Below are 23,762 nucleotides of genomic sequence, written 5' to 3'. Positions count from 1 at the left end.
GGAGCCCTCGAGCGTTTATCGTTGCAGCATGGATCGCGGGCGCCGCCTTACGCGGCGTTGACCAGCGCCATGCCCTCGAATTGGTGATAGCCGATCGCCGTTGCAAGGACGCTTGCGGGAATGCCTTCGAATGGCTTCTCGGTTGCGGCATCGAAGACAGGGTAGGCGGCCTTGCGGTCGACGGCGAGTGCCGCCAGCGCCACGGCGAACGGAAACTGCGCTTCCTTCATATGCCCGGTCAGCGTCGAGAAGCCGCGCGCTGATATCGCCGGATTGGCATCGAGCGCTGCCTTCTCGGCAGTGGTCGCGGCATGCGCGCCCGAGGCGCCGGAAAGTGCCAGCAGCTTGCCGTTCGGCAGCGCCGCCTGGCCGAGCAGTGCGGCGATCTCGGCATCGAGTTCTCCACGCGACCGCCTGGCGCGGCCGGAAACGACCGGTCCGAGCTCTGCATAAATCTTGCGCCCGCGGCTCATCGCGTGTTCGCGCTGTTCCAGCACCAGGAAGGCACCGCCGGAGCCAGTTACAACACCGCCGCCCTCGGCGCCCTGTCTTTGCCAGACAGGTTTCCAGGCGCCGCGATGCAGATAGCCGGCGAGCTCATAACCCAGCAGCATGTCGGAGTGTTCTGTCTGGAAAGCGCCGCCGACCAGGACGTGGGTGGACTGGCCGGAGCGGATGCGGGCAGCGGCCGTCTCGACGGCGGAAACACCGGCGCCTTCTTCGCCCATGAAGGTGCGCGACGAGCCGGTCACCTTGTGGACGATGGAGATGTTGCCGGCGAGCAGGTTGGAGAGTTGGGCCAGGAACAGGGTCGGCCGCAATTCGGTGGTCAGCTTCTCGTTGAGCAGCACGTCGCGGTCGTTGCGGCTCTCGGATGCGGCGAGAATGGCGGCATCGACAGCCTCGTCGCGCTCGCCGCCGCCGGCAGCCACCACCATGTCCATGGTTGTGCAGAGCTCGTCATTGCCTTTGATGCCGGCGTCGTCGAGCGCAAGCCCGGCGGCATAGGTGCCGAGCCGCTGCCATGTCTCCATCTGCCGCTGGTCGCCGCGCTTGGCGATCTGCAGGTTCCAGTCGATTTCCGGCAGCGGATGGACGGTGTAGGGCGCAAAGCGCGCGGCTTCGAGCACCGGCTGCAGGCCCGGCTGCGCCAGCTTCTGCCAGTGGGCGTCAGGGCCTTCTCCCAGCGAGGAGACAAGGCCGATACCAGTGATGACGACGTCGCGGGGGCTGCTCATGAGCGGCTTTGTGGGTCAGGTGGCAGAGCGCGTCAAGGTCGCGCGCTCAACTGACGTCAGGCGGTCTTGGCGGCGACCAGCGCGTCGATCTTGGCGCACAGGTTCTTCATGACGAAGTAGTCGTCGGTCGAAGCCTTGCCGTCATTGACTTCCTGGGTCCACTTTTCCAGCGGCACCTTGATGCCGAATTCCTTGTCGATGGCAAAGACGATGTCGAGGAAATCGAGGCTGTCGATGCCGAGATCGTCGATCGTGTGGCTTTCGGGCGTAATGGTGTCGATATCGATCTCGCTGGTGTCGGCAATGATCTTGGCGACTTTGTCGAACGTGGTGGACAAGGGCTTTTCCTTCTTTGCGGGCGGAATCTGTCCGCATCTTGTTTGGGCGCTGTCTAATCGGTTTTTCCCGGCAGGAAAAGGCCTGATAGTCCGGGCGCAGATGGGAAGCGTGCCTAGGAAACGCAAGAAGGGCCGCCGGTCAACCCGGCGGCCCTTCCCGTTACCGTTACGTCAGCTCAACTCTCACGGAGCTTGACCAGGTCGTTCAGCAGCCCGCCCGTTCCGTTGTGAACGGTCAGCCGCTCGACCTTACCGGCGATGGTTTCCAGAGCCTCGAGCTCCTTCAGCCGCAGCATCACCGGGTTCTCCGCCATCACCCGGGCCGTGTTGAGCAGCGAACGCGTGGCGTTCGTCTCCTCGCGGCGGCGGATGACGTTGGCCTCGGCCTGCTTTTCGGCCGACACCACCTGGTTGAGGATCTCGCGCATCTCGCCCGGGAGGATGACATCCTTGAGCGTGATATCGCTGACCTCGACCCCGATCTCGGCCATGTCGGCACGGACCTTGGCCGCGGCTTCCTCGTCGACTGTCACCTTCTTTTCAAGGATCTGGTCAAGCGTCAGCCCGCCAAGCGTCTTGCGGAAGGCGTACTGCAGGGCGCGGTAGAGGGCTTCGGAGAAGTCCTTCACCGCGCTCACCGCCTTGACCGGATCGACGACCCGGTATTCGGCAGCGATGTTGACCCGGATCGTGACGCGATCCTTGGTCAGCACTTCCTGCCCGGCGACGTCGAGCGACTGGCGCTTGCGGTCGACGACCTTGACCTGCACCATGCGTCCGACGCTCCAGAAAGCATGCACGCCCGCAGCCAGCGTCCGGACCAGGACACCGTCGACGAACAGCAGCCCCGCCTGGCCGTCGATGACCGGATAGACCGACATCAACTCTGCCTTCCGGGCCTGGCCGAGCCGGCGCATGACGGCCGGATCGATGGCGAGGTCGGCCGAAGTGTCGACCATTGTCACCTTCCACGGTCCGGCATCCGTCCACAGCACCAGCTTGCGGTCCGGGGCCAGAACGGCATGCAGATTGCCGTCACGCTCGATGACGGCGACGTCCGTGCGCCCGGTGCGAACGACGGTGAAATGACGCGCGGCCACATCCGGGAGCTTGTCGAACAACGCCTTCTCGTATGCCGAAACGAATTCCGGGTTCTTCAGATCGTGCCGGGATACTTCCAGGCTTCCGCGCCGGTTGGCGAGCCAATGCTCACCCGGCAGCAGGACAGCCTTGATCTCCCCCTTGTAGAGGGTGAGGGCACGTTCGTTTTCCCTTACGAGGACGCGCTCGCGTCCAAGAATCTTGTCGAGAACAGTCATTGTCTTACTCCTGTCGGGCATGGCCCCATGCGAGGCGTCAACTCATGCGTCGATCTTCCCTTCGTTTCTCGTTTCACGTCGTCATGGTCCGGGCACGAATGATCCGGGGACTGGTGGCATCAAATCGCAGCGGGCCTTCGGGAGCGGATCGCGGGGCAGTGAAGCGGGCGCCTGAGGCCTTGGCCTCTCTTGCCGGCGACGCTGCGCCTTGATCGTCACCGCGGACCTGGCCGCGAGCTGATGGCGTCGGACCTTTCGATACGGCCTTGGCCCGAAGGCTTCGGCCGTCCCGTGAGGTCTTCAGCATTCCAGTCCCCGGACCGTTTTCAGATAACACCGTGGCAGGGTGCTGGCTTATCAGGCCAATGGAGAAGGAATCGAACCTTCGACAGTCAGATTAACAATCTGATGCTCTACCAAACTGAGCTATCCGTGGTGTGGATGAAGGGACTCGAACCCTCGACCTCCGGACCTAAATCCGGCGCTCTCACCTCTGAGCTACACCCGCAATCCCAATCCCCAAAGCGGCGCCGTATACAGGGCGGCAAAGCCGCCTGCACGGGCGGAGACGAAAGCTCCAACCGTTGTGCTCGCTTCGGTTTTCGTGACCGGGTGCGCGCCTATAGCCCCTGCGACGGGTTGTCGCAAGCGGCATTGTCGCGGCGAATTTGCGGCTTCTTTCGGCGGTGGCATTTCGGCAACAGTGCCAGTCGGCGCCAGCGCGAATATTGATTGTACCAATGTACCATGGTACAAACTGCGATGAACATCGAACGTATACAAACCGGCGTGCGCCTGGAGAAACGGCTGGTGAAGGTGCTCAAGGCGCTGGCCGAGCATCGCGACATGAGCCTCGGCGATCTCATCGAGGGTATCGTGCTGCATGCTTTCGAAGGGCAGGCGCCGTTTTCACCGGAGACGCTCGAAACAATCAGCCAGTTGAAACGCATCTACGGGCTGGAGCTTGGCGCGGCCGACAGCCACCGTCTGACTGAAACGCCATCCTCTGACTGAATGGAAGGGAAGGCGGATGACGTCCCATCTTGAGCGCAGCCACAGCATCGTCCTTTCCGGTCCGGTCGACCGCGTCTTCCCGCTGTTTACGCCGATCGGCGAGACTTTGTGGGTGGAGGGCTGGGATCCGGAATTTCTGCATCCGCAAGGTGGAGAAACGCGGCAAGGCATGGTTTTCCGAACCGTCCACGGCGACGAGACGACGCTGTGGGCCTGCGCCGATTGGGATCCGATCGCGCATCGTGTCCGCTATGTCAGGGTCACACCGGACTCACGTTTCGGATTTGTCGAAGTGACCTGCCATTCGGCTGTCGATGGCGGCACCGAGGCATCGATTGCCTATACGTTCACGGCTCTGAACGCGGCGGGAGAATCCTATCTGTCTGAACTGACGGAGGATGCCTTCGCGCAAATGATCGAGACGTGGAAAGTCCTCATCGATGCGTGGCTGCTCGCTGAGACGTCAGCTGGCGCTGGTCATCGTTAGAAGGTGACGCGGCCGAGCACGCGCAGGCCGTCGCCTTGCGGTTCGACGACCACGGCCTCACCCTCGCGCGGCGAGATGCCGGTGAGCGCCACGATGTCTTCCAGATGGGTGACCATGACCAGATTGTCGGAGCCTGAATAGGCGCGGATTTCTTTCATGATCGCGGCGATCTGTGCCGCCTTCTGGGCTTCGTCGCCTTTCAGCAGATCGAGCGGCGCAAACAGCTCCGGCTCGGCCTCGAAGGCGATGCGCGCGGTGTCGAGGCAGCGGCAATAGCGGCTGGACAGGACGCGCTCGATGGGCGCGGCGCGGGCGGCAAACAAAGCGCCGATCTTGCTCGCCTGCTGCTTGCCGCGCGCCGACAGGTTCATCTGGCTGGCGCAGCTGTCGATGTCGAAATTGGCCGGATCGGTGGTGCCGGTGACCATGGCATGGCGCAGCAGCACGACATGGCCGCCATCGCGCAGCAGCGCCCAGCCGGCATCCGTGGCATGGGCGGCGACGGGAATGACGAGCAGGAACAAGGCCAGGGCAAATCGAATCATCGCAGTCCTTCCAGGAGCCTGGCATCAGACTCCGACCATTCGCATATAGGGATTGGAAAGCGGGCACAAAGACAAGCCAGAAGCCGGCCGCGTCTCAAGTCTCACTTTTTGGCGATTTGCTTTTTCACCAGATCGATCTTCTGGTCGGTCAGCGGGATGGGGAGGGTGTAGCCGGCCTCGGTAAAACCCCGCTTGGCGTTCTCGAAGAACTCGATGGCCTTGAGATACTCAGCCTTGCCGCCGCCATAGCTGGCGCGGTTCCAGTGGATGTCGCCAAGATTATTCTGCTCGAAGGCCCACTGCATGGGCTGGGTTTCCCTGGTGAAGACTTTCAGCGTCGCCGTGAAAGCCGCCTCGGCCTCGTCGAGATATTTGCCGGTCCGTTCGATATTGCCGAGGTTGAGCAGGCTCATGCCGATGCCGTTCTGCGCGTTGGCCCAGTCGACGGGCGCCGTCTCGATGGTCAGCACTTCGAGGGCCGCCCGCCGGGCTGCGATAGAATCCCGCAGGGTTTTCGGATCGGCATTGCTCATGCTCAGCCAGTGCAAAGTAGAGCCGAGGCCGGCCTGGGCCAGCGCCCATTGCCGCGGATTTGTCTCGCGCTTGTACTCGCGCAACGCATTGCCGTAGGCGTCGACCGCCTCGTTGTAGTGCTCGGGCTTGTCCGTCACGCCGCCAAGCAGCTGCAGCGTGTTGCCGAGATTGTAATAGCTCATGGCCCAATCCTGCGGGAATTTCCGCCTGACATAGACCTGCCGCGCCGCCTGGAACGCTGCGGCCGACTGCTCCAGCTTGGCCGCGTCACGGGTCCTCTGGCCAAGCGTCTGGTAGATCGAGCCGAGATTGTTCTGCGCCGACGCCCAATCCATGGGGAAGCGCTGCCGGGTAAACACCGTCAGCGCGTCGTCATAGGCCGCGGCGGCCTCTTCGAGCGTGCCCGTGCCCATATCGAAGCGGGCGACACCGCTCAACGCATTGCCGAGGTTGAGCCGGCTGGTCGCCCAGGAGACCGGAAAGGTCTCGCGGGTTCGCACCTTCAGCGCGGCGCGGAAGGCATCGACCGCGTCGTTGATCTTCGCCTTGTCGTTGAGCTGGATGCCAAGCGTCACCAGCGTGTTGCCGAGATTGTTCTCGACCATCGCCCACTCCACGGGCGCTTTCTCGCGCGTGTATTCTTCGAGCGCCAGCCGGTAGGCGGCTTCCGCGTCCTTTAGATGCTCGCCGGCGGGATCACGCTCGGAGAGCGCAAAGAGCGCCAGGCCGAGATTGTTCTGCGAAGCGGCCCAGTCGAGCGGCAGCTTGTCGCGCGGTCGCTTTTCCAGCGTGGCACGCATCGCCGCCACCGCCTCGTTGAGGCGCTTCGGGTCGCTCTCGCGTTCGCCGATCTTCAACAACACATTGGCGAGATTATTCTGCGCGGCGGCCCAGTTGCGGTCGTCCTTCTCACGCTCAAAGACGATGAGCGAATCGCTGAAAATCTGCGCTGCTTCTTCCAGATGTGCGGTTTCGGTCTCTCGCTCACCGATGGTCTGCAGCACAACCGCCATGTTGTTGCGGGTGATTGCCCAGTCGCGGTTCTGCTCGCCATTGGGAATGAAATTCAGGATGACGCGATATGCTTCGATCGCGTGTTGCAGTGCATCGAGATCGCCGGTGGCGTAACCGTAAGAATTGAGCGCCTCGGCTTCCTGGTTCTTGTAATTCCAGCGCAGCTTGTCGTCCCATTTCTCGGCCAGCGAGAAGGCCTTGGCATAGTCGTTGGCGGCGGATTTGTAGTCGAAGACCAGTGCGGCGGCGTCGGCGCGTTTGGCATAGATGGCGGCGTCGGCGATGCGTTTCTGTCGGACCTGTTCCTCGGCCTCGTCAACCGCACCGCTGTTCTGCTCGACCCTGCCGACCGCGTCATCGAGGAATTTGCGCGCCGTCACCATGGCGCCCTGGCCGATGGCCTTGTCGGCGGAGGCGACGAGGCGCTTGATCTCCGGATCATCGGTGCGCAGTGCGGCGCGTTCCGACATCATCTTCTTCAGGCGCTCGGCCTGGCTGTCCAACACCTCCTGCAGGTCGGTCGGGTCTTCCGGGATATTGTCGGTGCCGAGGGCCCTCAGCACGCCATAGAGCGCGTCGAGCGGTACGCCGTCTTGCAGAGAGGCCAGTTCCACCTGCGCCCGCTTCGGGTCCGGCAGGTCGGATATGGTCAGGAGCAGTTGCCGCCTTTCGCCGGTGATCAGCCCGTCGTCGCCGGTCGGTTCCGGTGGCGCCACGCCAAAATAGAGCAGCCGGCGCAGGCTTTCATTGACCCATGGGCGCTGCTTCGCCTTGGTGTCGAGATAGACCTCCTCCGTCACCATGCGCATGACCGAGCCGAACTCCGTGCCTTTCATCGCCGCGAGGTGGCGCAGCAGCGCGGCCGCGTAGGGGCTGTTTTCGCCGGCGGCCCCATCGAGCGCCGGGCGGCCCGGTTCGGCGGCGAAGCCGACCACCGTGCCGAGGCTCGCATCTTGCGCCGGCGCATTGCCAAGCGCCTTGGCGCCGCGCACCGGTTCCAGCCCGCCAGCGCCAATCGGCTCGGCGGAAGCGGTCGGCGCCCGGCGCACCACGGCGTCCGCCGGAAACGGATTGGTACGGCAGGCATCGAGCAGCACGATTGTTACCGGCACGGTCTTCTTCAACTCATCCATGACGGCTGATATCGGCACCAACGCCTGGCCTGCATCCTTGAGCGACGAGACGTCGGCATCGACCGGAACCAGATAATTCTCGCCGCCGGCTTCGATGCCATGGCCGGAGTAATAGATGAAGGCGACGTCAGCGCCCTCGGCATCCTCGACGAAGCGTTCGAGGTCGCGCTTCAATTTCGACGCATCGCGATCGGTGACGTTGCGGGCGTCGAAGCCGAGGTCGGTCAGCATCTTGGCCATATCGCGGGCATCATTGGCCGGGTTGGGCAGGGCGGCGATGTGCAGGTAATTCGACTGGCCGATGATCAGCGCCACGCCCTTGAGGCTCTTCGTCTCGGCAAATGCAAGCGCCGTCGCGGCAAGACAAAACAGCGCGGCGACGAAGGCCGTCAGCCACATCCGCGCTAGAAAATTGCGTCCTGAGGTTTCGACAAAGGTCATTTGTCGTTCGTGTCCGCCCAGATATTCCAAACCCTCTATAACGCTGCCAGCATACCATGATCAAATTCGGGCGCGATTGCGCCGCGCGCGTGGCTCGCCTATCCCTGAAAAATGTCTCCGCTCACAGAAACCGTGCTTTTCGTCTTCAGCCTGGTTGCGCTCGGCTATCTCGCCGGGCTGACCGGCTATCTCAGACCGGCAAGCGGCGAGGGGATATCGGACTTCGCGGTCTCGGTGGCGATGCCGCTGCTTCTGTTCCAGACGATGGTGAATGCAGATTTCCACGGCGTGGCGCCTTGGCCGTTATGGGGGGCTTATTTCATGGCGGTGGCGATCACCTGGGCCGCCGGCCATCTCGTCACCACGCGAATTTTCGGACGCGACGCGCGTGCCGGTGTCGTCGGCGGCGTGTCGTCGGCCTACTCCAATGTGGTGCTGCTCGGCGCTCCCTTCATTCTTGGCATCTTCGGCCCGAGCGGCTTCGAAGTGCTGTCGCTGCTGGTTTCCGTGCATCTGCCTGTGATGATGATGGCCTCGATCGTGCTGTTCGAGATGTTCGGCCGCAGCGGAGGTGACCCCGTCCATCCGTTGCGCATCATCCGCAGCTTCCTGAGGCGGCTGTTCATCAATCCGCTGATCATTGGCATTCTGCTCGGGCTGGCATGGCGGCTCAGCGGCGTGCCGCTGCCGGACCTCCTCATGCGGCTGGTCGATGCGCTGGCCGACACGGCAGGGCCGGTGGCGCTGTTTGCCATGGGGCTCAGCCTGCGCCGCTTCGGCGTTTCCGGCAATGTCCGACCGGCACTGGCGCTATCAGTGCTGAAACTGTTCTTGATGCCGGCACTGGTGCTCGTCTTCGTCTGGCTGCTCGGCCTGCCGCCCCTGACGGCCAAGGTGGCGGTCGTGGTGGCGGCGCTGCCGTCCGGCATCAATTCCTATCTCATCGCCGTACAGTTCAACACCGGCCAGGCGTTGGCATCGAACCAGATGACCATCGCCACGGCCTGTGCCGCCGTCACCACGGCTTTCTGGCTGACGGTGGTTCTCCACGTCTACGGCTAGAGCAGTTCACCGTTTCACGGAAACGGCGAACCACTCTAGCTCTTTGTTTTAACGCAATTCCCAAGGGAAAGCGCTATGCGCTCTTCCCGGGAAAACCGCTTCACACTTTTCCTGGAATTGCTCCAGTTCGTCTTCGGCTGGTTTCGCGCTGGCCCAAAGCCTATATGCCATCTTGCAATTGATTGCGTGGCTTGCCCTAGGTAAAGAGCACTGGCTCCAGTGTCCCGGCCTCGTTACCATCGGGCACGTTCATCGAAGAAAATCCAGATACCGGCCCGTCAGTGCGCCGAGCGGAGGCTAAACCATGCTTCAGAAAACCAGCCATTTCATGCGGCAGGCCAATCTCATCAACGGCGAATGGGTGCAGGCCGACAGCGGCCAGACGGTCGACGTCAACAACCCGGCCACCGGCCTCAAGATCGGCACCGTGCCGAAATCGGGCAAGGCCGAGACCCGCCGTGCCATCGAAGCCGCCGCCGAGGCTTTCAAGACCTGGCGCAAGACCACTGCGCTCGAGCGCTCGAAGCTGCTGCGCAAGCTGCATGACGCGATGATGGACAATCAGGACGTGCTGGCCGAGCTCTTGACCATCGAGCAGGGCAAGTCGCTGTTCGAATCGAAGGGCGAGATCGGCTCGGCCGCGGCCTACATTCTGTGGTTCGCCGAGGAAGGCCGCCGCACCTATGGAGACGTCGTGCCCTCGCCATGGGCGGACCGCCGCATCCTGGTGACCAAGGAGCCAGTCGGCGTCATAGCCGCGATCACGCCGTGGAATTTCCCGTCCTCGATGCTGGCCCGCAAGCTTGGCCCCGCACTTGCCGCCGGCTGCACCGCTGTCGTCAAGCCGGCCTCGCAGACGCCGTACTCGGGTCTTGCCTGGGGCGCGCTGGCCGAGGAAGTCGGCTTCCCCAAGGGCGTCGTCAACATCCTGACCGGTTCGGCCAGCGAGATCGGCGACGAAATCTGCGCCAACCCGCTGGTGTCGAAGATCACCTTCACCGGATCGACCGAGGTCGGCAAGTTGCTCATCCAGAAGTCGTCCGTCACCGTCAAGAAGGTGTCGATGGAGCTCGGCGGCAATGCGCCGTTCATTGTCTTCGACGACGCCGACCTCGAGCGTGCCGTGGCCGGTGCCATCACCGCCAAGTACCGCAATTCCGGCCAGACCTGCGTCTGCACCAACCGCTTCCTGGTTCAGGCCGGCGTCTATGACAAGTTCGTCGAGAAGCTGGCCGCGGCCAGCAACGGGCTGAAGGTCGGTTCCGGCCTCGAAGAGGGCGTGCAGCAGGGACCGCTGATCGACGAGAAGGCGGTCGAGAAGGTCGAGGAGCTGATCGGCGACGCCACCTCGAAGGGTGGCAAGATCGTCGCCGGCGGCAAGCGCCATGCTCTGGGCGGTTCGTTCTTCCAGCCGACGGTCATCGCCAACGCGACGCCGAAGATGCGCTTCATGAAGGAAGAGATCTTTGGCCCGGTCGCTCCGGTGTTCAAGTTCGAGACTGAAGCGGAAGCAATCGCGCTCGCCAACGACACCGAATTCGGCCTCGCCTGCTATTTCTACACCGGCGACCTCGGCCGCGCTTTCCGCGTCATGGAAGGGCTGAAATACGGCATGGTCGGCGTCAATGAAGGCCTCATCACCACGCCCGAGGCGCCGTTCGGCGGCGTCAAGGAATCGGGCCTCGGCAAGGAAGGCGGCCATCAGGGCATCGAGGATTACCTCGATACCAAATATGTGTGCATCGGCGGCCTCGGCCTCTGATAGACTGGTCTTGAGATGGGGAGGCTAATTGCCTGCCCATCTCTTATGGGAAAACCAGCCGAAGTCCTCTGGATCTACTGGCATTTGCGGGCATGGCGATGAAGGACGGCGAGGTTTTCGGCACGACGCAGGCGGGCGAGGCGGTGCGCCGCTTCACCATCAGGGGCGGCGGTATCACTGCCAACATCATCGGGCTCGGTGCTGTCATCCAGGATTTGCGCCTGACCGGGCACGATGCGCCGCTGGTGCTTGGCTACGACAATCTGGAGGCCTATGAGACCAATAACACGTTCTTTGGCGCGGTCGTCGGTCGCTACGCCAATCGCATCCATGATGGCCGTTTTACCATCGCCGGCAATCGCTACCAGACCGAACAGAACTTCCTCGGCAAGCACACGCTGCATGGCGGCTCGCAAGGCTATTCGCACCGGCCGTGGACAGTTTCTTTGCACGGCAGGGACTTCGTCACGCTGACTCTGCACGATCCCGACGGCACGATGGGTTTTCCCGGCGCGCTCGACGTCACCTGCACCTACCGGCTGAAGATCCCCGGCACGCTCAGCGTCGAGCTGACGGCGACCTGCGAGGAGCCGACGCTGTGCAATCTCAGCCAGCATTCCTATTTCAACCTCGACGATGGCGGCGCCGGCGACATTCTCGACCACAGAATGATGCTGAATGCCGGCGCCTATCTGCCTGTCGACGGCGACATGATCCCGACCGGCGTGGTCAAGCCGGTTGACGGCACGCCTTTCGACTTTCGCCAGGCGCGGCCACTCCGCATGGAGACCGAGGGCGAGCAACTGCCCTACGACCAGAATTTCTGCCTTGCTTCGGCGCGCGGGCCGCTGCGGCAAGCCGCATGGGCGCAAGGGGCAAGCTCCGGCGTCGAGATGGAGGTCTGGACCACGGAGCCTGGCGTCCAGCTCTATACCGGCCAGTATGTGACGCCGCGCAAGGGGCTGGAAGGGCGGGACTACAAGGCTTTTTCCGGCTTCTGCCTGGAGCCGCAAATATGGCCGGATGCACCGAACCGGCCATACTTCCCGCAAGCGACGCTGTGGCCAGGCGCGATCTACCATCATGTGACGGAATACCGGTTCCGCCTACCGTAGTTTTCCAGACGGCTAGTTTTCGAACGCCGCTCGTAGTGTCTCGAATGGCGCCAGCGCGCCGCGGACCTGCACCACGGCGGCGGCGACGCGATGGGCCCGGCTTGCCGCTTCCTGCGGGCCATGGCCGGCAAGACGCGCCGCGAGATAGCCGCCATTGAAGGAATCGCCGGCGCCGGTGGTGTCGACAGGGGCCGCGACATGGATCGCCGGCACGTCGTGCAGTGTCCTGTTTTCAGCAATCAGCGCCGGCTGCTCGCCGTTCTTGACGACGACCTCGCCGACCCATTGCCGGAGCCGGTCGGCGGTCGCCCGCGGCGTTGCATCCTCAAACAGCATCTGCTCGTCGGGGAAGGTTGGCAGCGCGATGTCGGTGACGCCGAGCGCTTCGACGATCGCCGCCTGCGCGTCCTCGCGCCGGTGCCAGAGGCGTGGCCGGTAGTTGGGGTCGAAGGCGATCAGCGAGCCCGCTGTGCGGGCTCTGGCTACGGCAGCCAACAACGTTTTGCGCGCGGCATCGTCCAGAATTGCCAAAGTGATTCCGGAAAAGTACACAAGCGCCTGATTTTCCAGGTTTTTCGACAATGCTGTGGGATCCGAAGCAAGCTGTCGCGCGGCGGCGTCGCCGCGCCAGTAAGTGAAGGAGCGCTCGGCCCCTGTCAGCGTGATCGCATAGAGGCCGGGCCGCGCGCCTGGTACCACCGGACTGGAACCGATGCCGATGCCGTTTTCGGCGAAGAAGGCGATCTGGCCCCGCGAGAAGGGGTCGTCGCCGAAGGCGGAGACATAGGTCGCCGGCCGGTCGCCGCTCAGCGCATGCAGCGCCCACAGCGTGTTGAACGTGTCGCCGGCAAAACCCATGCGCCAGTTCGGGCCGGCCTGGCCCGACAGTTCGAGCATGCATTCGCCGATCGAGGCGACGCCGTTTCCCGCCATCTGCAATCCTCCGATGATTTCGGTGCTGTAGCTTTTTGCCGGCGGCAGCGCCATGCTTGGCAAGCAGGCTTTTTTGCGTCACAGCGTTTTCCCACAGGCTGGCGGGATGCGATCCACCCGGCAGAACGTTATCCGCAGAAGAGGAACCGGTTTGGCATCGATATGGCGTTATCTCCTGGCGGGTCTTGGTCTGGCTGCTCTGCTGGTCGGCGTTCTCGCGGTTGTCTATCTGACTGCGCCACAATCGGCGCAGCTTGCCGGCCCGGATGTCTCGCGGACGAAGAAAACCGACAACGGGCTATACATGGCGAGCTTCGTGCCGGAACGGGGCGTGGTGCGGCAGGGCGAACTGGAATCCTGGCTGCTGACCCTGAAAACAAAGACAGGGGCTTCGGTGGAGCGCGCCGCGATCGCCATCTCCGGCGGCATGCCGCAACACAATCACGGCCTGCCGACCAGCCCGCAGGTCACCGATTATCTCGGCGACGGACGCTACCGGATCGAAGGGGTCAAGTTCACGATGAGCGGCTGGTGGCAACTTCGTTTCGCCATCTCGTCCGGCGCCGGCTCCGACACGGTACTGTTCAACGTGGTGCTGTGAGCGATCGATGAAGCGCCTTTTCTGCTTTCTGGCGCTGATGGTCGCCGTCATCCTCGTCGGCTGCGGCAAGCCGGACTTTTCCGACGCCGAAAAGAAGACCATCGCTTCGCTGGCGTTGAACACGTTGCCGTCGCTGAAGCCCGACACCACCAACCGGTTCGCCGACGTGCCGGCCGCCGCGGCGCTCGGCTCGACGCTGTTCTTCGACCTCGGCATGAGCCGCGACGGCACGGTCTCGTGCTCGACCTGCCACAAGATCGACCGGCAGTTCCAGGACGACCTACCGCAAGCGGTGGGCGTCGGCCGCACCAACCGTCGCACCATGGCGCTGGCGGGCGTGGCGCGTGCCCCCTGGTTCTTCTGGGACGGCCGCCGCGACAGCCTGTGGGCGCAAGCACTGACGCCGCTCGAAAACCCGCTGGAGCAGGCTGGAAACCGCACCGCCTACGCACGCTACATCAAGACGCGCTTTGGCGAGCGCTACGAGCGCATCTTCGGGCCGCTGCCCGACTTTGCCGGCATGCCAGCAAATGCCAGCCCGCTTGGAACCGATGCCGAGAAGGCGGCCTGGAACGCCATGAGCGGCGCGCAGCGTGACGCGATTAACGGCGTCTATGCCAATATCGGCAAGGCGATTGCCGCCTTCGAACGCTCGATCGAGCCGGCGCAGACGCGCTTCGACCGCTTTGCGCTGGACCTCGCCACTGGCGCCGAACCGAAGGGCGATGCGGTTTTTACGCGCGAAGAAATCCTTGGGCTGAAACTGTTCATCGGCAAGGCCAATTGCGTGACCTGCCACAACGGCCCGCGCTTCACCGACAACAGTTTTCACAACACCGGCGTGCCGCCCGTTGCGGGTTTGCCGCCGGATCACGGGCGTATTGATGCGGTGGCACAGGTCGAGGCCGATCCGTTCAACTGTCTTGGCGCCTTCCGCGATGGCGACGCGAGCGCCTGCGGCGAGCTGCGTTTCATGGTCAAGGATGCGCCGCAACTGATCCGCGCTTACAAGACGCCGTCGTTGCGCGGCGCAGCCACTCGACCACCCTACATGCATGCCGGGCAGTTTTCGTCGCTCGACGAGGTGGTGGCGCACTACGCCAAGGCTGCGCCCAGCGTCGAGGGCACATCCGAAATTCACCCGTTGCAGCTGTCGGATCGCGAACGCGCAGCACTGGTGGCGTTTTTGAAGACTTTGGCGGAATGACCTATCGATCCTTCACTGTCTCCATCGCCACGAAGGTCGAGGTCTGGGCGACATGCGGAAGCGCCGAGATACGCTCGCCCAGAACGCGGCGGTAGGCGGCGATGTCCTTGGTGCGGACCTTCAGCAGATAGTCGAAGCTCGACGCCATCATGTGGCACTGCTCGATCTCCGGTACGGACTGCACGGATCGGTTGAAAGCGTCGAGCGCGGCGGAGCGGGTATCGGACAGTTTTACCTGCACGAAGGCGACATGGCCTTCGCCCATGCGCTCGCGGTCGATGATCGCCTGGTAGCCCCTGATATAGCCGTCCTTCTCCAGCCGCTTGACCCGCGCCTGCACCGGCGTCTTCGACAGGCCGACCTTTGCTGCCAGTTCCGACATGGAAAGCCGGCCATTGCTTGCCAGTGCCGACAGGATGTTCCGGTCGATGCGGTCCAATTGGTCTTCCGTCATCAAAAGGGCAGTCCATTCGTTGATCTTGCGTCGCTATGATGGATCAAATGGCCTGTGATGTCGATTTCTTTGGACCGACTGAAATTCGCGCCTGTGCTAGCTTGCGCCATTCGGTCCGGTGACCGCCGGACCGCTCCCTGATGCTCGCTCCACGGGACCCCGCCATGCCGCTCGACACCATCCGCCAGCAGATCCGTGCCAACTATTTGCCTGACGAAGACGAGGCCGTGAAACGGCTCGCCGAAGCGACAGGGCTTTCGGCTCGGGATCGCGATGCGATCTCGGCGCGCGCCGTTGATCTGGTGCGGGCGGTGCGCGGCTCGTCCGATCCCCGACTGATGGAAGTCTTCCTCTCCGCCTACGGCCTGTCGACCAAGGAAGGCGTGGCGCTGATGTGCCTGGCCGAGGCGCTGCTGCGCGTGCCGGATACCGAGACGATGGACGATCTCATCGCCGACAAGATCGCGCCGCATGACTGGTCAGCGCATTCCGGCGGTTCGAGCTCGATCTTCGTCAACGCCTCGACCTGGGCGCTGATGCTGACCGGTCGCGTGTTGGATGAGGGCGAGGGCGGCATCGAAGGCACGCTGCGCTCGATGGTGCGACGGCTGGGCGAGCCGGTCATCCGCAAGGCGGTGGCCGCCGCCATGCGCGAGATGGGCGAACAGTTCGTGCTCGGCCGCACCATCGCGGAAGCCGTCAAGCGCGGCCGGCCGATGATTCAAAAGGGCTATCTCTATTCGTTCGACATGCTGGGCGAAGCGGCCCGCACCGAGGCTGATGCCTTGCGCTATCTCAAGGCCTATGCCGATGCGATTTCGTCGCTCGATTCCGGCTCCAACGGCCCAGACATCCGCCAGAATCATGGCATCTCGGTCAAGCTCTCGGCGCTGCATCCGCGCTACGAGGTGGCGCAGAAGGAAGAGATGCTGCCGGTCATGGCCGAGCGGCTGTTGTCGCTGGCGCTCGCAGCGAGGCACTCGCGCATGGGCCTCAACATCGATGCCGAAGAGGCCGACCGTCTCGATCTGTCGCTCGATGTCATCGAGCGGGTGCTGGCCGAGCCGGAGCTCGCCGGCTGGAACGGCTTTGGCGTAGTGGTGCAGGCGTATGGACCACGCGCGGCCTTCGCCATCGACTGGCTTTACGCGCTGGCCAAGAAATACGACCGCAACATCATGGTGCGGCTGGTCAAGGGTGCCTATTGGGACACCGAGATCAAGCGAGCGCAGACGCTGGGGCTCACGGGTTATCCCGTCTTCACCCGCAAGGCCAACACCGACGTCTCCTACATGGCTTGCGCCAAAAAACTGCTTGGCATGACCGACCGCATCTATCCGCAATTCGCCACCCACAACGCGCACACCGTCGCCGCCATCCTGTCGATGGCGGAAAGCCGCGACTCCTTCGAGTTCCAGCGCCTGCATGGCATGGGCGAGGCACTGCACGAGACCGTGCGCCAGGCCGAAGGTACGCGTTGCCGCATCTATGCGCCGGTCGGCGCGCATTCGGACCTGCTGGCCTATCTGGTCCGTCGGCTGCTGGAGAACGGCGCCAATTCCTCCTTCGTGCACCAGCTGACCGATGAGGATGTCGAGCCGGAGGACATCGCTCGCGATCCGCTCGAAACGGTCGAGGACCAGGGTCCTGCAGCCAATCCGGCGATTGCCCGGCCGTCCCAAATCTTTGGCTCCAGCCGCCGCAACTCCAAGGGGTTCGACATCACCGACACGGTGACGCTGGCGGCGATCGACAAGGCCAGGGCGGCCTTTGCGGGTCCCGACCGCTGGCATGCCAAGCCGATCACGCGCGCCGCCGGCTACGGCAAGCAGCGTCCGATCGTCAATCCGGCCAAGCCTGACGAAGTGGTCGGCACCGTCAGCGAGGCCGCCGCCAAGCAGGTGGCCACCGCCGTACGCTTCGCAGTGGAGGCGCAGCCTGCCTGGGCAAAACGTCCGGTTGCCGAGCGTGCCGCCATCCTCGACCGTGCCGCCGACCTCTATGAGGCCAATGCCGTCGAGTTCTTCGCGCTGGCAACCCGCGAGGCCGGCAAATCGCTGGCTGACGGCGTCGCCGAGGTCCGTGAGGCCGTCGACTTCCTGCGCTACTACGCTGCCGAAGCGGCCAACAACGAAGCCGGCACGCAGGCGCGCGGCGCCATCGTCTGCATCTCGCCGTGGAATTTCCCGCTCGCCATCTTCACCGGCCAGATCGCGGCGGCACTGGTCACCGGCAATTCGGTCATCGCCAAGCCGGCCGAGCAGACGCCGCTGATCGCCTTCCGCGCCGTCGAGTTGCTGCGCGAGGCCGGCGTGCCGGAAGACGTCATCCAGTTGCTGCCCGGCGACGGCCCCTCGGTCGGTGGCCCGCTCACCGCTGATCCGCGCATTGCCGGCGTCTGCTTCACTGGCTCGACCGAGGTCGCCAAGCTGATCGAGAAGCAGCTGGCCGAGACCGCGGCACCCGACGCCATGCTGATCGCCGAGACCGGCGGCTTGAATGCGATGATCGTCGATTCCACCGCGCTGCCCGAACAGGCGGTGCGCGACATCCTGGCCTCGGCCTTCCAGAGCGCCGGTCAGCGCTGCTCGGCGCTGCGCGTGCTCTATGTCCAGAAGGATGTCGAGAAGAAGATGCTGGAGATGCTGAAGGGCGCCATGGAGGCGCTCAACATCGGTGATCCCTGGCAGATTTCAACCGATGTCGGTCCGGTCATCGATGATGAAGCGCAGGCCTCGATCCGCGACTATTGCACGAAGAAGGGTCTCGAGGGCCGGCTGATCGCCAAACTCGAGGCGCCGAAGGACGGCCGCTTCGTCGCGCCGCATGTCTTCCGGGTCAAGGGCATCGAGGAGCTGGACCGCGAAGTGTTCGGGCCGGTGTTGCATGTCGCCACCTTCGACTCCGATGAGATCGACGCGGTCATCGCCGCGATCAATCGCAAGGGCTATGGCCTGACCTTCGGCCTGCACACCCGCATCGAAGGCCGTGTGCAGCATTTCGTCGACGGCATCCATGCCGGCAACATTTACGTCAACCGCAACCAGATCGGCGCCGTCGTCGGTTCGCAGCCATTCGGCGGCGAGGGATTGTCCGGCACCGGTCCGAAGGCCGGCGGCCCGCACTATCTCCGGCGTTTCCGCAAGGGGCCGGAGGCCGGTACGCATGTAGGCGAAGGCCACAAGGTGACGGCGACCGAGTTGGCCGACAATCTGCCCGATCCGGCGCTTGGCGGCTGGTCGACGCGCCCGGACCGGATCGCCATCCTGAGGAAGCATCTGCGCGGCAAGGGGGCCGCCGCCATTGGCGCCGCCGCTGCAATCGATTTCGGTCAGGTCGACCTGCCCGGGCCGACCGGCGAGGCCAACACGCTGTCGCTGTCACCACGCGGCCGTGTGCTGTGCCTGGGGCCGGATGCCGACACGCTGCTTGCCCAGACGATCCAGGCGCTTGCCGCAGGCAATGCGGTGCTGGCTGTGGCGCCAGGAGCGCCGGCCGCACTCTACGCATTGACCGGCAAGGGCTTGCCATTGGCTGCTATAGATGGCCGGCCTGATCCGGTCGAAGCGCGCTCGCTGCGCGTCGATGTCGTGGCTTTTTCGGGCACACCGGAGGCTGCGCGCATCGTGCGCAAGGTCATCGCCGACAGGACTGGCCCGATCGTGCCGCTGGTCAGCGAGGTGCTCAACCCGGCGGCCTATGCGCATGAGCGGGCCGTCTGCGTCGACACCACAGCGGCTGGCGGCAATGCCAGCCTGCTGGCTGCGGCATAAGGACTGTTCGCACCTCGCTTGCTTTGTCTCGAGTTGCCGGGGATAAACACGGGCGGCAATTCGAGCGGGGCGACCAATCAGATGAATGACAAGTCCCCACCGTTTGAGCTGCCTTGCGTGGCGGTGATCATCACCTGCTACAATTACCGGCCTTACGTCGAACAGGCGATCCGCTCGGTGTTGGCGCAGACCTACCGGAACTGGGACTGCGTTATCGTCGACGACGCCTCGACCGACGGTTCGGCCGACCATATCCGCCAGCTTCTGGCAGCCATCGATGATCCGCGCCTGCGCCTGTTGGCGCGCTCACAAAATGGCGGGCAGATCGCGGGATTCCGCGATGGCTTTGCCGCGACCGACGCGTCTTTCGTGGTATTTCTCGATGCCGACGATGCCTGGCTGCCGGATTTTCTCCTGGCGCATCTGTCCGCCCACCTCAACGCGACACATTCGGCCGCGCTGTCGAGTTCCGATGTGTTCCTGGTCGATGGCAGCGGCACCTTGGTGAGCGGCACTTTCCTTCCCTTGCGCAAACCGCGCTCCGGGTCCGATGGCAATGGCCTCGCCATTGCGCCTGGTGGCCAGCTTGCCGGCATGGCGTCCGGGATTGCCCACGCATCGGAGCATCCGGTGACCTATTTCGCGCCTGCGACAACCGGCTGGCTATGGTCACCATGCTCGGCGATCATGTACCGGCGTGGCGCGCTGGAATCGGTCTTGTCCTTCCCGTTCAAGGCCAAGGTGGGGACGGATTATCTGACGGCCACATGCGCGCATCTGGCCGGCGGCAGCCTCATCCTGTCCGAAGGACTCGGCCTCTATCGCCTGCACGGGTCGAACGTCTCCTCCACCGGCGCTGGCTTTGCCGGCGGCCATGTTGGGCAAACGCCTGCCTACCGGGCCTACAGGACCACATTGGCGGCGGATGTCGTCGACTATGTGTTGGAGAATTCAGCCTGGCTCAGTGATGTCAACGGGCGCAAATTCATACCCGCATTCCTGACGCAGCATGTGCGTCAGTTCAGGGAGCTGGCCGATGATCCGCGGCTGATGCGACACCTGACCCGGGGACGGCCCTGGCAGTGGCTGCGCTTGCACATTGCCAAGTGGTTGCGTCGGCTGGGTGGGCGCGGTTCCACGCGATCATGACGAGGGCGCCGGAGGTGCTTGCATTTGCTCCGGCAAGGCCACGTCAGGCGCCTTCGACGACCGAAAATCCTTCGAACTGCGGGTGGCCGAGATAGTGGACTTTCGTCGTGCCGACATTCCTGTGCGCGGCGCGGAAGTTTTCCGACTTGGTCCAGGCAACGAAATCGTCCTGGCTCGCCCACACCGTGTGCGAGGCAAACAGCGTGTAGCCTTCGGTCTCGTTGATCGGGCCGCGCAGCAGATGGAATTCCCGAAAGCCCTTCATCTCGGCAAGGCTGGAATCGCGGTTCTTCCACACGGCCTCGAAATCGGCTTCCGAGCCGTTCTGCACCTTGAAGCGGTTCATGGCGATGTACATGGGGTTCCTTTCGGCTATTCGCGAGCGTTGATGTTGGGTAGTTGCTTGAGCGGTCAAGGCGAGAAGGGGCCGATCGGCATGTCGCGGGCCGGAAATTGCAGCGACCAGCGGGCAAAAGTCAAATCAAGATCGTTTGCCTCTGGTATCAGCGAACCGTGGCCGGCCATTGGCTAGGCCACGGTGTTTCCTGTGAATGCGGGATGCAGTCCCAACGCCGTTCTCAGACGCCGAAAGCGATGCCGGTCTTGGTGTCCGTCTTCAGCTTGCGCATGCAGGCGTTCGGTTCGACGCCACTGCCGGCACACTCGGTCGCGCTGTTGATCAGCACGCGGCTGACCTTGGTGCAGTCGGTGCCGGCGAGATCAAAGCGCGTCACCTTGGTCTTGCCTGCCGGCAGGTCCTTGAAGTCGAGCACGGTCAGCCGGTCGACGACGCCGGCCTCGTTGAACAGCGCGATCTCGAACGCTGCCTTGGAGAGGTCGGCGCCGAGATTGTTGTTGACCAGGAAGGTCAGCCGGCAGCCCTTGTCCGAGGGTTGCGCGGCATTGAGTTCGAGGGTCAGCGCGGGGACCGGCGCGGACCCTTCAGCCGACGCCGGAACCATCGCAAGCGACATCGCCAGCGTCGAGGTCAGCAGACGAAGGGATGTCGTCAAGCTCATCATGATCATCAGCCTCCAAATCGCATTGTTGCCGCCAGCTTCAGCGTGATGCCCGGCTCATAGACGGCGACTGTCGTGGTGCCGTTCAGCGGGTTGGCGTATTTGACATCGAACAGATTGTCGGCGCGGAAATCGACCTTCAGATTGTCGGTCGCCTGATAGCTGGCGAAGGCATTGACCAGCGTGTAGTCCTCGGCCACCGCATTGCTTTTCGGCTTGCCGTTGTATTGCACCTCGCCGCCGACGGTCAGCTTGTCCTCGAGGAAGCGCAGGCCGAGTTGGGCGGTGACCTGCGAAGAGGGGATTGTGGCGAGATCGGCTTCAACACCCTTGTAGGAAATGGTGTGGCCATTCGTGATCGATGCCGAAAGCCCGGCATAGCCCCATCCGGCGTCGTAGACGCTTTCAAATTCAAAGCCGTGGATCTTGGCCTTGGCGAAATTCTGGTACTGATAGCAGATAGGAATGCCGGGGCCGAACGGACAACCACTGCCTGGGGCGAACGGCGACAGTGTCACGCCTTCGATGTAATCGTCGACGTCGTTGTTGAAATAGGCTGCCTTGATGCGGAGTGCGTCGCCAGCCTCCAATAGATCGTTCTGCTTGTAGTTGATGCCGAATTCGGTCGTCTTGCCGGTCTCTGGTCGCAGGTTCGGATTGGGCAGGAATGGGAAGGTGACACCTGCCGGATGGTTGCCGCTGATCAGCGTCTCCGTGAGGGAGGGCGAACGGTAGCCCTCCGCGTAAGTGCCATAGAATTGCAAGCCGGCAAGGCTGGCGTTGTCGAAGGGCGAGACGCCGACGGTGATGCGCGGCGACAACCGGTCGCCCGATGTATCGTGGGTGTCATCGCTAAGGCTGTAGCTGTCGTAACGCAGCCCGGCGATCACCTCGAGCCAATCCCAGGTGAGCTTGTCCTGGACATAGGCGCCGGACACATTCCGCTTGCCCGACGGCGTGTAGAAACTGTCGCCACCGGCGGTGCCGCCAGTCTTGACGTCGTCATTCACCCAGTCGCCGCCATAGGTCAATTCGTGCGCAACGCCACCGGTCTCGAATCGCGAGGTGTTCCAGATGTCGATTGCGGCCGTGCCGATATCGAAAGTCGACGTCGAGCCTGTTGGCAGCACCACCGGAAGACCTGTGACCGGATCGAAGCGGTTTTGCGGAACAAGGCTGGTCAGGTCGAGATTGGTCTTGTTGTAGGAGGTGTTGATGTGCAGATCGAGCCAGCTCTTGTCTTCGTCTGATATGTTGTAACGGGCCGTGAAGGTGTTCGACTTCAGGTCGACATCATTCACCGGCACACCGCCGCTGGTTTCGTCCCAGCTGTCGCTTGAGCCGACCCAGCCGAGCTTCAGCTCGCTGTTGTCGGTCGGACGGATGGTGGTCTTGAGCAGGCCGCTCAAGACGTCGAAGCCGGTGCCGTTGACGGTGTCGCCGCCGCCATCCCTGTAGTTGTCATAGTTGCGGTAGACGATGTTGCCGAGCGCATCCCAGTTTTCATTGAAACGGTAGGCGCCGGTGGCGCTGGTGGTCCAGCCCTTGCCGTTGCTCTCATAGCGCCCGGTTACCGAAGCGCCCCATGTTTCCTCCGGCTTGAGGACGTCAGCGGCGTCCTTGGTGTCGAAGAAGACGACGCCGCCGATGGCGCCCGAGCCATAGGTGTTGGCGACCGGACCGCGGATCACATCGACGGATTTGATGAGCTCGGGATCGATGTAGAAGGTCGACTGCGTGCCATGGTCGGAGCGCTGGAAATCCTGGCGCGCGCCGTCGACGATGACGGCGACGCGGCCGAAATCCTGCAGGCCGCGTATGTTGATGCTGGTGCTGACACGCCTGGCGTCGGCTTGTGCTGCGACACCGGGCACGCCGAACAGCATTTCGTTCGGCGTCGTCGCCATGCGGCGGTCGAGCTGTTCCTGATCGAGATGGCTGGCCGAGGCCAGCGATTCGATCGCTGTCTCGCCGGTGCGGCTGAGCACCAGGATCTTGTCGAGCAGCGTCGCGCCTGCGGGGGCTGCCTTCTCCTGGTCAGCCTTCTTCGATTGATCCGTCTGCTCGCCCACCGGCTGCGTTGCTTGTTGGGCATGCGCCGATGGCGCGGACAGGGCGATCGCCGCCACGCTTGCCAACAAAGCCGCCACACCGTTCGCCGCCGACCGGCCGCGCCATTCCCAGTTCACCAACAACCCCATGCCCCAACTCCAGATTCCAGGTTTCGTGCTGGCTGGCCCGTGGCTCGCTGGCATTTTTGATCGTGTCCGGCGTGTTAAATGTTGACTCATTTAATCCGGTATTGCACTGACTAATAAACATGATTATTCAAGTCAAGAAATGAATCGGATCTTCGCAACGCCTAGCCAGACGCCCGGCACAGGAAAGGGATCGACCCAGATGAACACGCACAATCCCAATGACTTTCGCTACCGCGTCCGCCGTTCCGACGAGGCCCCCATCACCCGCTTCGACCGGGTTCCGCTGGCGGTCAGAACATTGTCCAGCAACACGCTGTTCCAGGGCGAGCACGAGATCGGCATCGAGCATCACGGCGCGCTCTACCGGCTGAAGATCACCCGGCAGGGCAAGCTCATTCTCAACAAGTAAGGCAAGGCAGTAGG

General features: G+C 63.4%; 20 protein-coding genes and 2 tRNA genes. 10 read left to right on the top strand and 12 right to left on the bottom strand.

What is annotated here, in order from left to right; translation table 11 throughout:
* Positions 1–47: 47 nt before the first annotated feature.
* From AC1D05_RS06320 to AC1D05_RS06300, 5 genes are all read right to left on the bottom strand, one after another.
* Positions 48–1,238: a beta-ketoacyl-ACP synthase gene (locus AC1D05_RS06320; protein WP_477439246.1), complete on the bottom strand. Its 1,191-nt coding sequence runs from the start codon at positions 1,236–1,238 to the stop codon at positions 48–50.
* A gap of 56 nt (positions 1,239–1,294) precedes the next feature.
* Positions 1,295–1,576, bottom strand: coding sequence for an acyl carrier protein (locus tag AC1D05_RS06315; protein WP_010909964.1), 282 nt, complete (start codon positions 1,574–1,576; stop codon positions 1,295–1,297).
* 176 nt (positions 1,577–1,752) lie between these two features.
* Positions 1,753–2,895: a slipin family protein gene (locus AC1D05_RS06310; protein WP_477439244.1), complete on the bottom strand. Its 1,143-nt coding sequence runs from the start codon at positions 2,893–2,895 to the stop codon at positions 1,753–1,755.
* 362 nt (positions 2,896–3,257) lie between these two features.
* Positions 3,258–3,326, bottom strand: a tRNA-Asn gene (locus AC1D05_RS06305).
* Between the two features lie 2 nt (positions 3,327–3,328).
* Positions 3,329–3,403: transfer RNA gene (locus AC1D05_RS06300), tRNA-OTHER, on the bottom strand.
* Between the two features lie 254 nt (positions 3,404–3,657).
* Here AC1D05_RS06300 and AC1D05_RS06295 point away from each other — a divergent pair.
* Both AC1D05_RS06295 and AC1D05_RS06290 read left to right on the top strand, forming a co-directional pair.
* The gene (locus AC1D05_RS06295) at positions 3,658–3,909 is read left to right on the top strand and encodes a hypothetical protein (protein WP_477439242.1); all 252 of its coding nucleotides are present in this window, start codon (positions 3,658–3,660) and stop codon (positions 3,907–3,909) included.
* 16 nt (positions 3,910–3,925) lie between these two features.
* Positions 3,926–4,396, top strand: a complete 471-nt coding sequence (locus AC1D05_RS06290) for a hypothetical protein (RefSeq protein WP_477439240.1) — start codon at positions 3,926–3,928, stop codon at positions 4,394–4,396.
* On the opposite strand, the gene AC1D05_RS06285 is transcribed toward AC1D05_RS06290, so the two are convergent.
* Together AC1D05_RS06285 and AC1D05_RS06280 are read right to left on the bottom strand one after the other, a co-directional pair.
* The gene (locus tag AC1D05_RS06285; RefSeq protein WP_477439238.1) at positions 4,393–4,941 is read right to left on the bottom strand and encodes a histidine phosphatase family protein; all 549 of its coding nucleotides are present in this window, start codon (positions 4,939–4,941) and stop codon (positions 4,393–4,395) included. The genes AC1D05_RS06290 and AC1D05_RS06285 overlap by 4 nt on opposite strands.
* 101 nt (positions 4,942–5,042) lie before the next feature.
* Positions 5,043–8,063, bottom strand: coding sequence for a caspase family protein (locus tag AC1D05_RS06280; RefSeq protein WP_477439236.1), 3,021 nt, complete (start codon positions 8,061–8,063; stop codon positions 5,043–5,045).
* Between the two features lie 111 nt (positions 8,064–8,174).
* Here AC1D05_RS06280 and AC1D05_RS06275 point away from each other — a divergent pair, with 111 nt between their 5' ends.
* The 3 genes from AC1D05_RS06275 (at position 8,175) to AC1D05_RS06265 (ending at position 12,002) form a co-directional block, all read left to right on the top strand.
* A complete protein-coding gene (locus AC1D05_RS06275) occupies positions 8,175–9,125 on the top strand; it encodes an AEC family transporter (RefSeq protein ID WP_477439234.1) in 951 nt (316 codons plus the stop codon).
* Between the two features lie 304 nt (positions 9,126–9,429).
* Positions 9,430–10,887: an NAD-dependent succinate-semialdehyde dehydrogenase gene (locus AC1D05_RS06270; protein ID WP_477439233.1), complete on the top strand. Its 1,458-nt coding sequence runs from the start codon at positions 9,430–9,432 to the stop codon at positions 10,885–10,887.
* Positions 10,888–10,979: 92 nt separating this feature from the next.
* Positions 10,980–12,002, top strand: coding sequence for an aldose epimerase family protein (locus AC1D05_RS06265; RefSeq protein WP_477439231.1), 1,023 nt, complete (start codon positions 10,980–10,982; stop codon positions 12,000–12,002).
* Between the two features lie 12 nt (positions 12,003–12,014).
* On the opposite strand, the gene AC1D05_RS06260 is transcribed toward AC1D05_RS06265, so the two are convergent.
* On the bottom strand, positions 12,015–12,935 hold the full coding sequence (locus tag AC1D05_RS06260) for a sugar kinase (protein WP_477439229.1): 921 nt from the start codon (positions 12,933–12,935) through the stop codon (positions 12,015–12,017).
* A 151-nt stretch (positions 12,936–13,086) separates the two neighbouring features.
* On the opposite strand from AC1D05_RS06260, the gene AC1D05_RS06255 reads away from it, so the two are divergent.
* Both AC1D05_RS06255 and AC1D05_RS06250 read left to right on the top strand, forming a co-directional pair.
* Entirely contained in the window at positions 13,087–13,536 is a 450-nt protein-coding gene (locus AC1D05_RS06255) for a FixH family protein (protein WP_477439926.1), read from the top strand.
* Positions 13,537–13,543: 7 nt separating this feature from the next.
* Positions 13,544–14,743 carry a cytochrome-c peroxidase gene (locus AC1D05_RS06250; protein ID WP_477439227.1) on the top strand — a complete coding sequence of 400 codons (1,200 nt, stop codon included), beginning with the start codon at positions 13,544–13,546 and terminating at the stop codon, positions 14,741–14,743.
* Position 14,744: 1 nt separating this feature from the next.
* Here the strand turns inward: AC1D05_RS06250 and AC1D05_RS06245 are convergent, their stop codons facing one another.
* Positions 14,745–15,197, bottom strand: coding sequence for an Lrp/AsnC family transcriptional regulator (locus AC1D05_RS06245; RefSeq protein ID WP_477439225.1), 453 nt, complete (start codon positions 15,195–15,197; stop codon positions 14,745–14,747).
* 164 nt (positions 15,198–15,361) lie between these two features.
* On the opposite strand from AC1D05_RS06245, the gene putA reads away from it, so the two are divergent.
* Both putA and AC1D05_RS06235 read left to right on the top strand, forming a co-directional pair.
* Entirely contained in the window at positions 15,362–18,970 is a 3,609-nt protein-coding gene (gene putA / locus AC1D05_RS06240) for a bifunctional proline dehydrogenase/L-glutamate gamma-semialdehyde dehydrogenase PutA (protein ID WP_477439924.1), read from the top strand.
* Positions 18,971–19,051: 81 nt separating this feature from the next.
* Complete coding sequence (locus AC1D05_RS06235) at positions 19,052–20,119, top strand: glycosyltransferase (RefSeq protein ID WP_477439223.1); 1,068 nt, start codon at positions 19,052–19,054, stop codon at positions 20,117–20,119.
* A gap of 43 nt (positions 20,120–20,162) precedes the next feature.
* Here AC1D05_RS06235 and hmuQ read toward each other — a convergent pair whose 3' ends face one another.
* From hmuQ to AC1D05_RS06220, 3 genes are all read right to left on the bottom strand, one after another.
* Positions 20,163–20,477: a heme-degrading protein HmuQ gene (gene hmuQ, locus AC1D05_RS06230; protein ID WP_477439221.1), complete on the bottom strand. Its 315-nt coding sequence runs from the start codon at positions 20,475–20,477 to the stop codon at positions 20,163–20,165.
* A gap of 220 nt (positions 20,478–20,697) precedes the next feature.
* Positions 20,698–21,141 (bottom strand): hypothetical protein, encoded by a 444-nt coding sequence (locus tag AC1D05_RS06225; RefSeq protein ID WP_477439219.1) that lies wholly within the window; start codon positions 21,139–21,141, stop codon positions 20,698–20,700.
* Between the two features lie 5 nt (positions 21,142–21,146).
* Positions 21,147–23,339, bottom strand: a complete 2,193-nt coding sequence (locus AC1D05_RS06220; RefSeq protein ID WP_477439217.1) for a TonB-dependent hemoglobin/transferrin/lactoferrin family receptor — start codon at positions 23,337–23,339, stop codon at positions 21,147–21,149.
* A gap of 199 nt (positions 23,340–23,538) precedes the next feature.
* Between AC1D05_RS06220 and hemP the strand changes: the two genes are divergently transcribed.
* Positions 23,539–23,748 (top strand): hemin uptake protein HemP, encoded by a 210-nt coding sequence (gene hemP, locus AC1D05_RS06215; protein WP_477439216.1) that lies wholly within the window; start codon positions 23,539–23,541, stop codon positions 23,746–23,748.
* Positions 23,749–23,762: the final 14 nt, after the last annotated feature.

Source organism: Mesorhizobium sp. P2_E9, assembly GCF_056403815.1.
The sequence above is the reverse complement of the archived record's forward strand: the minus strand, read 5'-3'. Positions and strand labels throughout refer to the sequence as shown.

Excerpts from the sequence above, each read along its gene's own strand:
- AC1D05_RS06320 (WP_477439246.1), bottom strand. The coding sequence starts at position 1,238 with ATGAGCAGCCCCCGCGACGTCGTCATCACTGGTATCGGCCTTGTCTCC.
- AC1D05_RS06310 (WP_477439244.1), bottom strand. The coding sequence starts at position 2,895 with ATGACTGTTCTCGACAAGATTCTTGGACGCGAGCGCGTCCTCGTAAGG.
- AC1D05_RS06295 (WP_477439242.1), top strand. The coding sequence starts at position 3,658 with ATGAACATCGAACGTATACAAACCGGCGTGCGCCTGGAGAAACGGCTG.
- AC1D05_RS06290 (WP_477439240.1), top strand. The coding sequence starts at position 3,926 with ATGACGTCCCATCTTGAGCGCAGCCACAGCATCGTCCTTTCCGGTCCG.
- AC1D05_RS06285 (WP_477439238.1), bottom strand. The coding sequence starts at position 4,941 with ATGATTCGATTTGCCCTGGCCTTGTTCCTGCTCGTCATTCCCGTCGCC.
- AC1D05_RS06280 (WP_477439236.1), bottom strand. The coding sequence starts at position 8,063 with ATGACCTTTGTCGAAACCTCAGGACGCAATTTTCTAGCGCGGATGTGG.
- AC1D05_RS06275 (WP_477439234.1), top strand. The coding sequence starts at position 8,175 with ATGTCTCCGCTCACAGAAACCGTGCTTTTCGTCTTCAGCCTGGTTGCG.
- AC1D05_RS06270 (WP_477439233.1), top strand. The coding sequence starts at position 9,430 with ATGCTTCAGAAAACCAGCCATTTCATGCGGCAGGCCAATCTCATCAAC.
- AC1D05_RS06265 (WP_477439231.1), top strand. The coding sequence starts at position 10,980 with ATGGCGATGAAGGACGGCGAGGTTTTCGGCACGACGCAGGCGGGCGAG.
- AC1D05_RS06260 (WP_477439229.1), bottom strand. The coding sequence starts at position 12,935 with ATGGCGGGAAACGGCGTCGCCTCGATCGGCGAATGCATGCTCGAACTG.
- AC1D05_RS06250 (WP_477439227.1), top strand. The coding sequence starts at position 13,544 with ATGAAGCGCCTTTTCTGCTTTCTGGCGCTGATGGTCGCCGTCATCCTC.
- AC1D05_RS06245 (WP_477439225.1), bottom strand. The coding sequence starts at position 15,197 with ATGACGGAAGACCAATTGGACCGCATCGACCGGAACATCCTGTCGGCA.
- putA (WP_477439924.1), top strand. The coding sequence starts at position 15,362 with ATGCCGCTCGACACCATCCGCCAGCAGATCCGTGCCAACTATTTGCCT.
- AC1D05_RS06235 (WP_477439223.1), top strand. The coding sequence starts at position 19,052 with ATGAATGACAAGTCCCCACCGTTTGAGCTGCCTTGCGTGGCGGTGATC.
- hmuQ (WP_477439221.1), bottom strand. The coding sequence starts at position 20,477 with ATGTACATCGCCATGAACCGCTTCAAGGTGCAGAACGGCTCGGAAGCC.
- AC1D05_RS06225 (WP_477439219.1), bottom strand. The coding sequence starts at position 21,141 with ATGATGAGCTTGACGACATCCCTTCGTCTGCTGACCTCGACGCTGGCG.
- AC1D05_RS06220 (WP_477439217.1), bottom strand. The coding sequence starts at position 23,339 with ATGGGGTTGTTGGTGAACTGGGAATGGCGCGGCCGGTCGGCGGCGAAC.
- hemP (WP_477439216.1), top strand. The coding sequence starts at position 23,539 with ATGAACACGCACAATCCCAATGACTTTCGCTACCGCGTCCGCCGTTCC.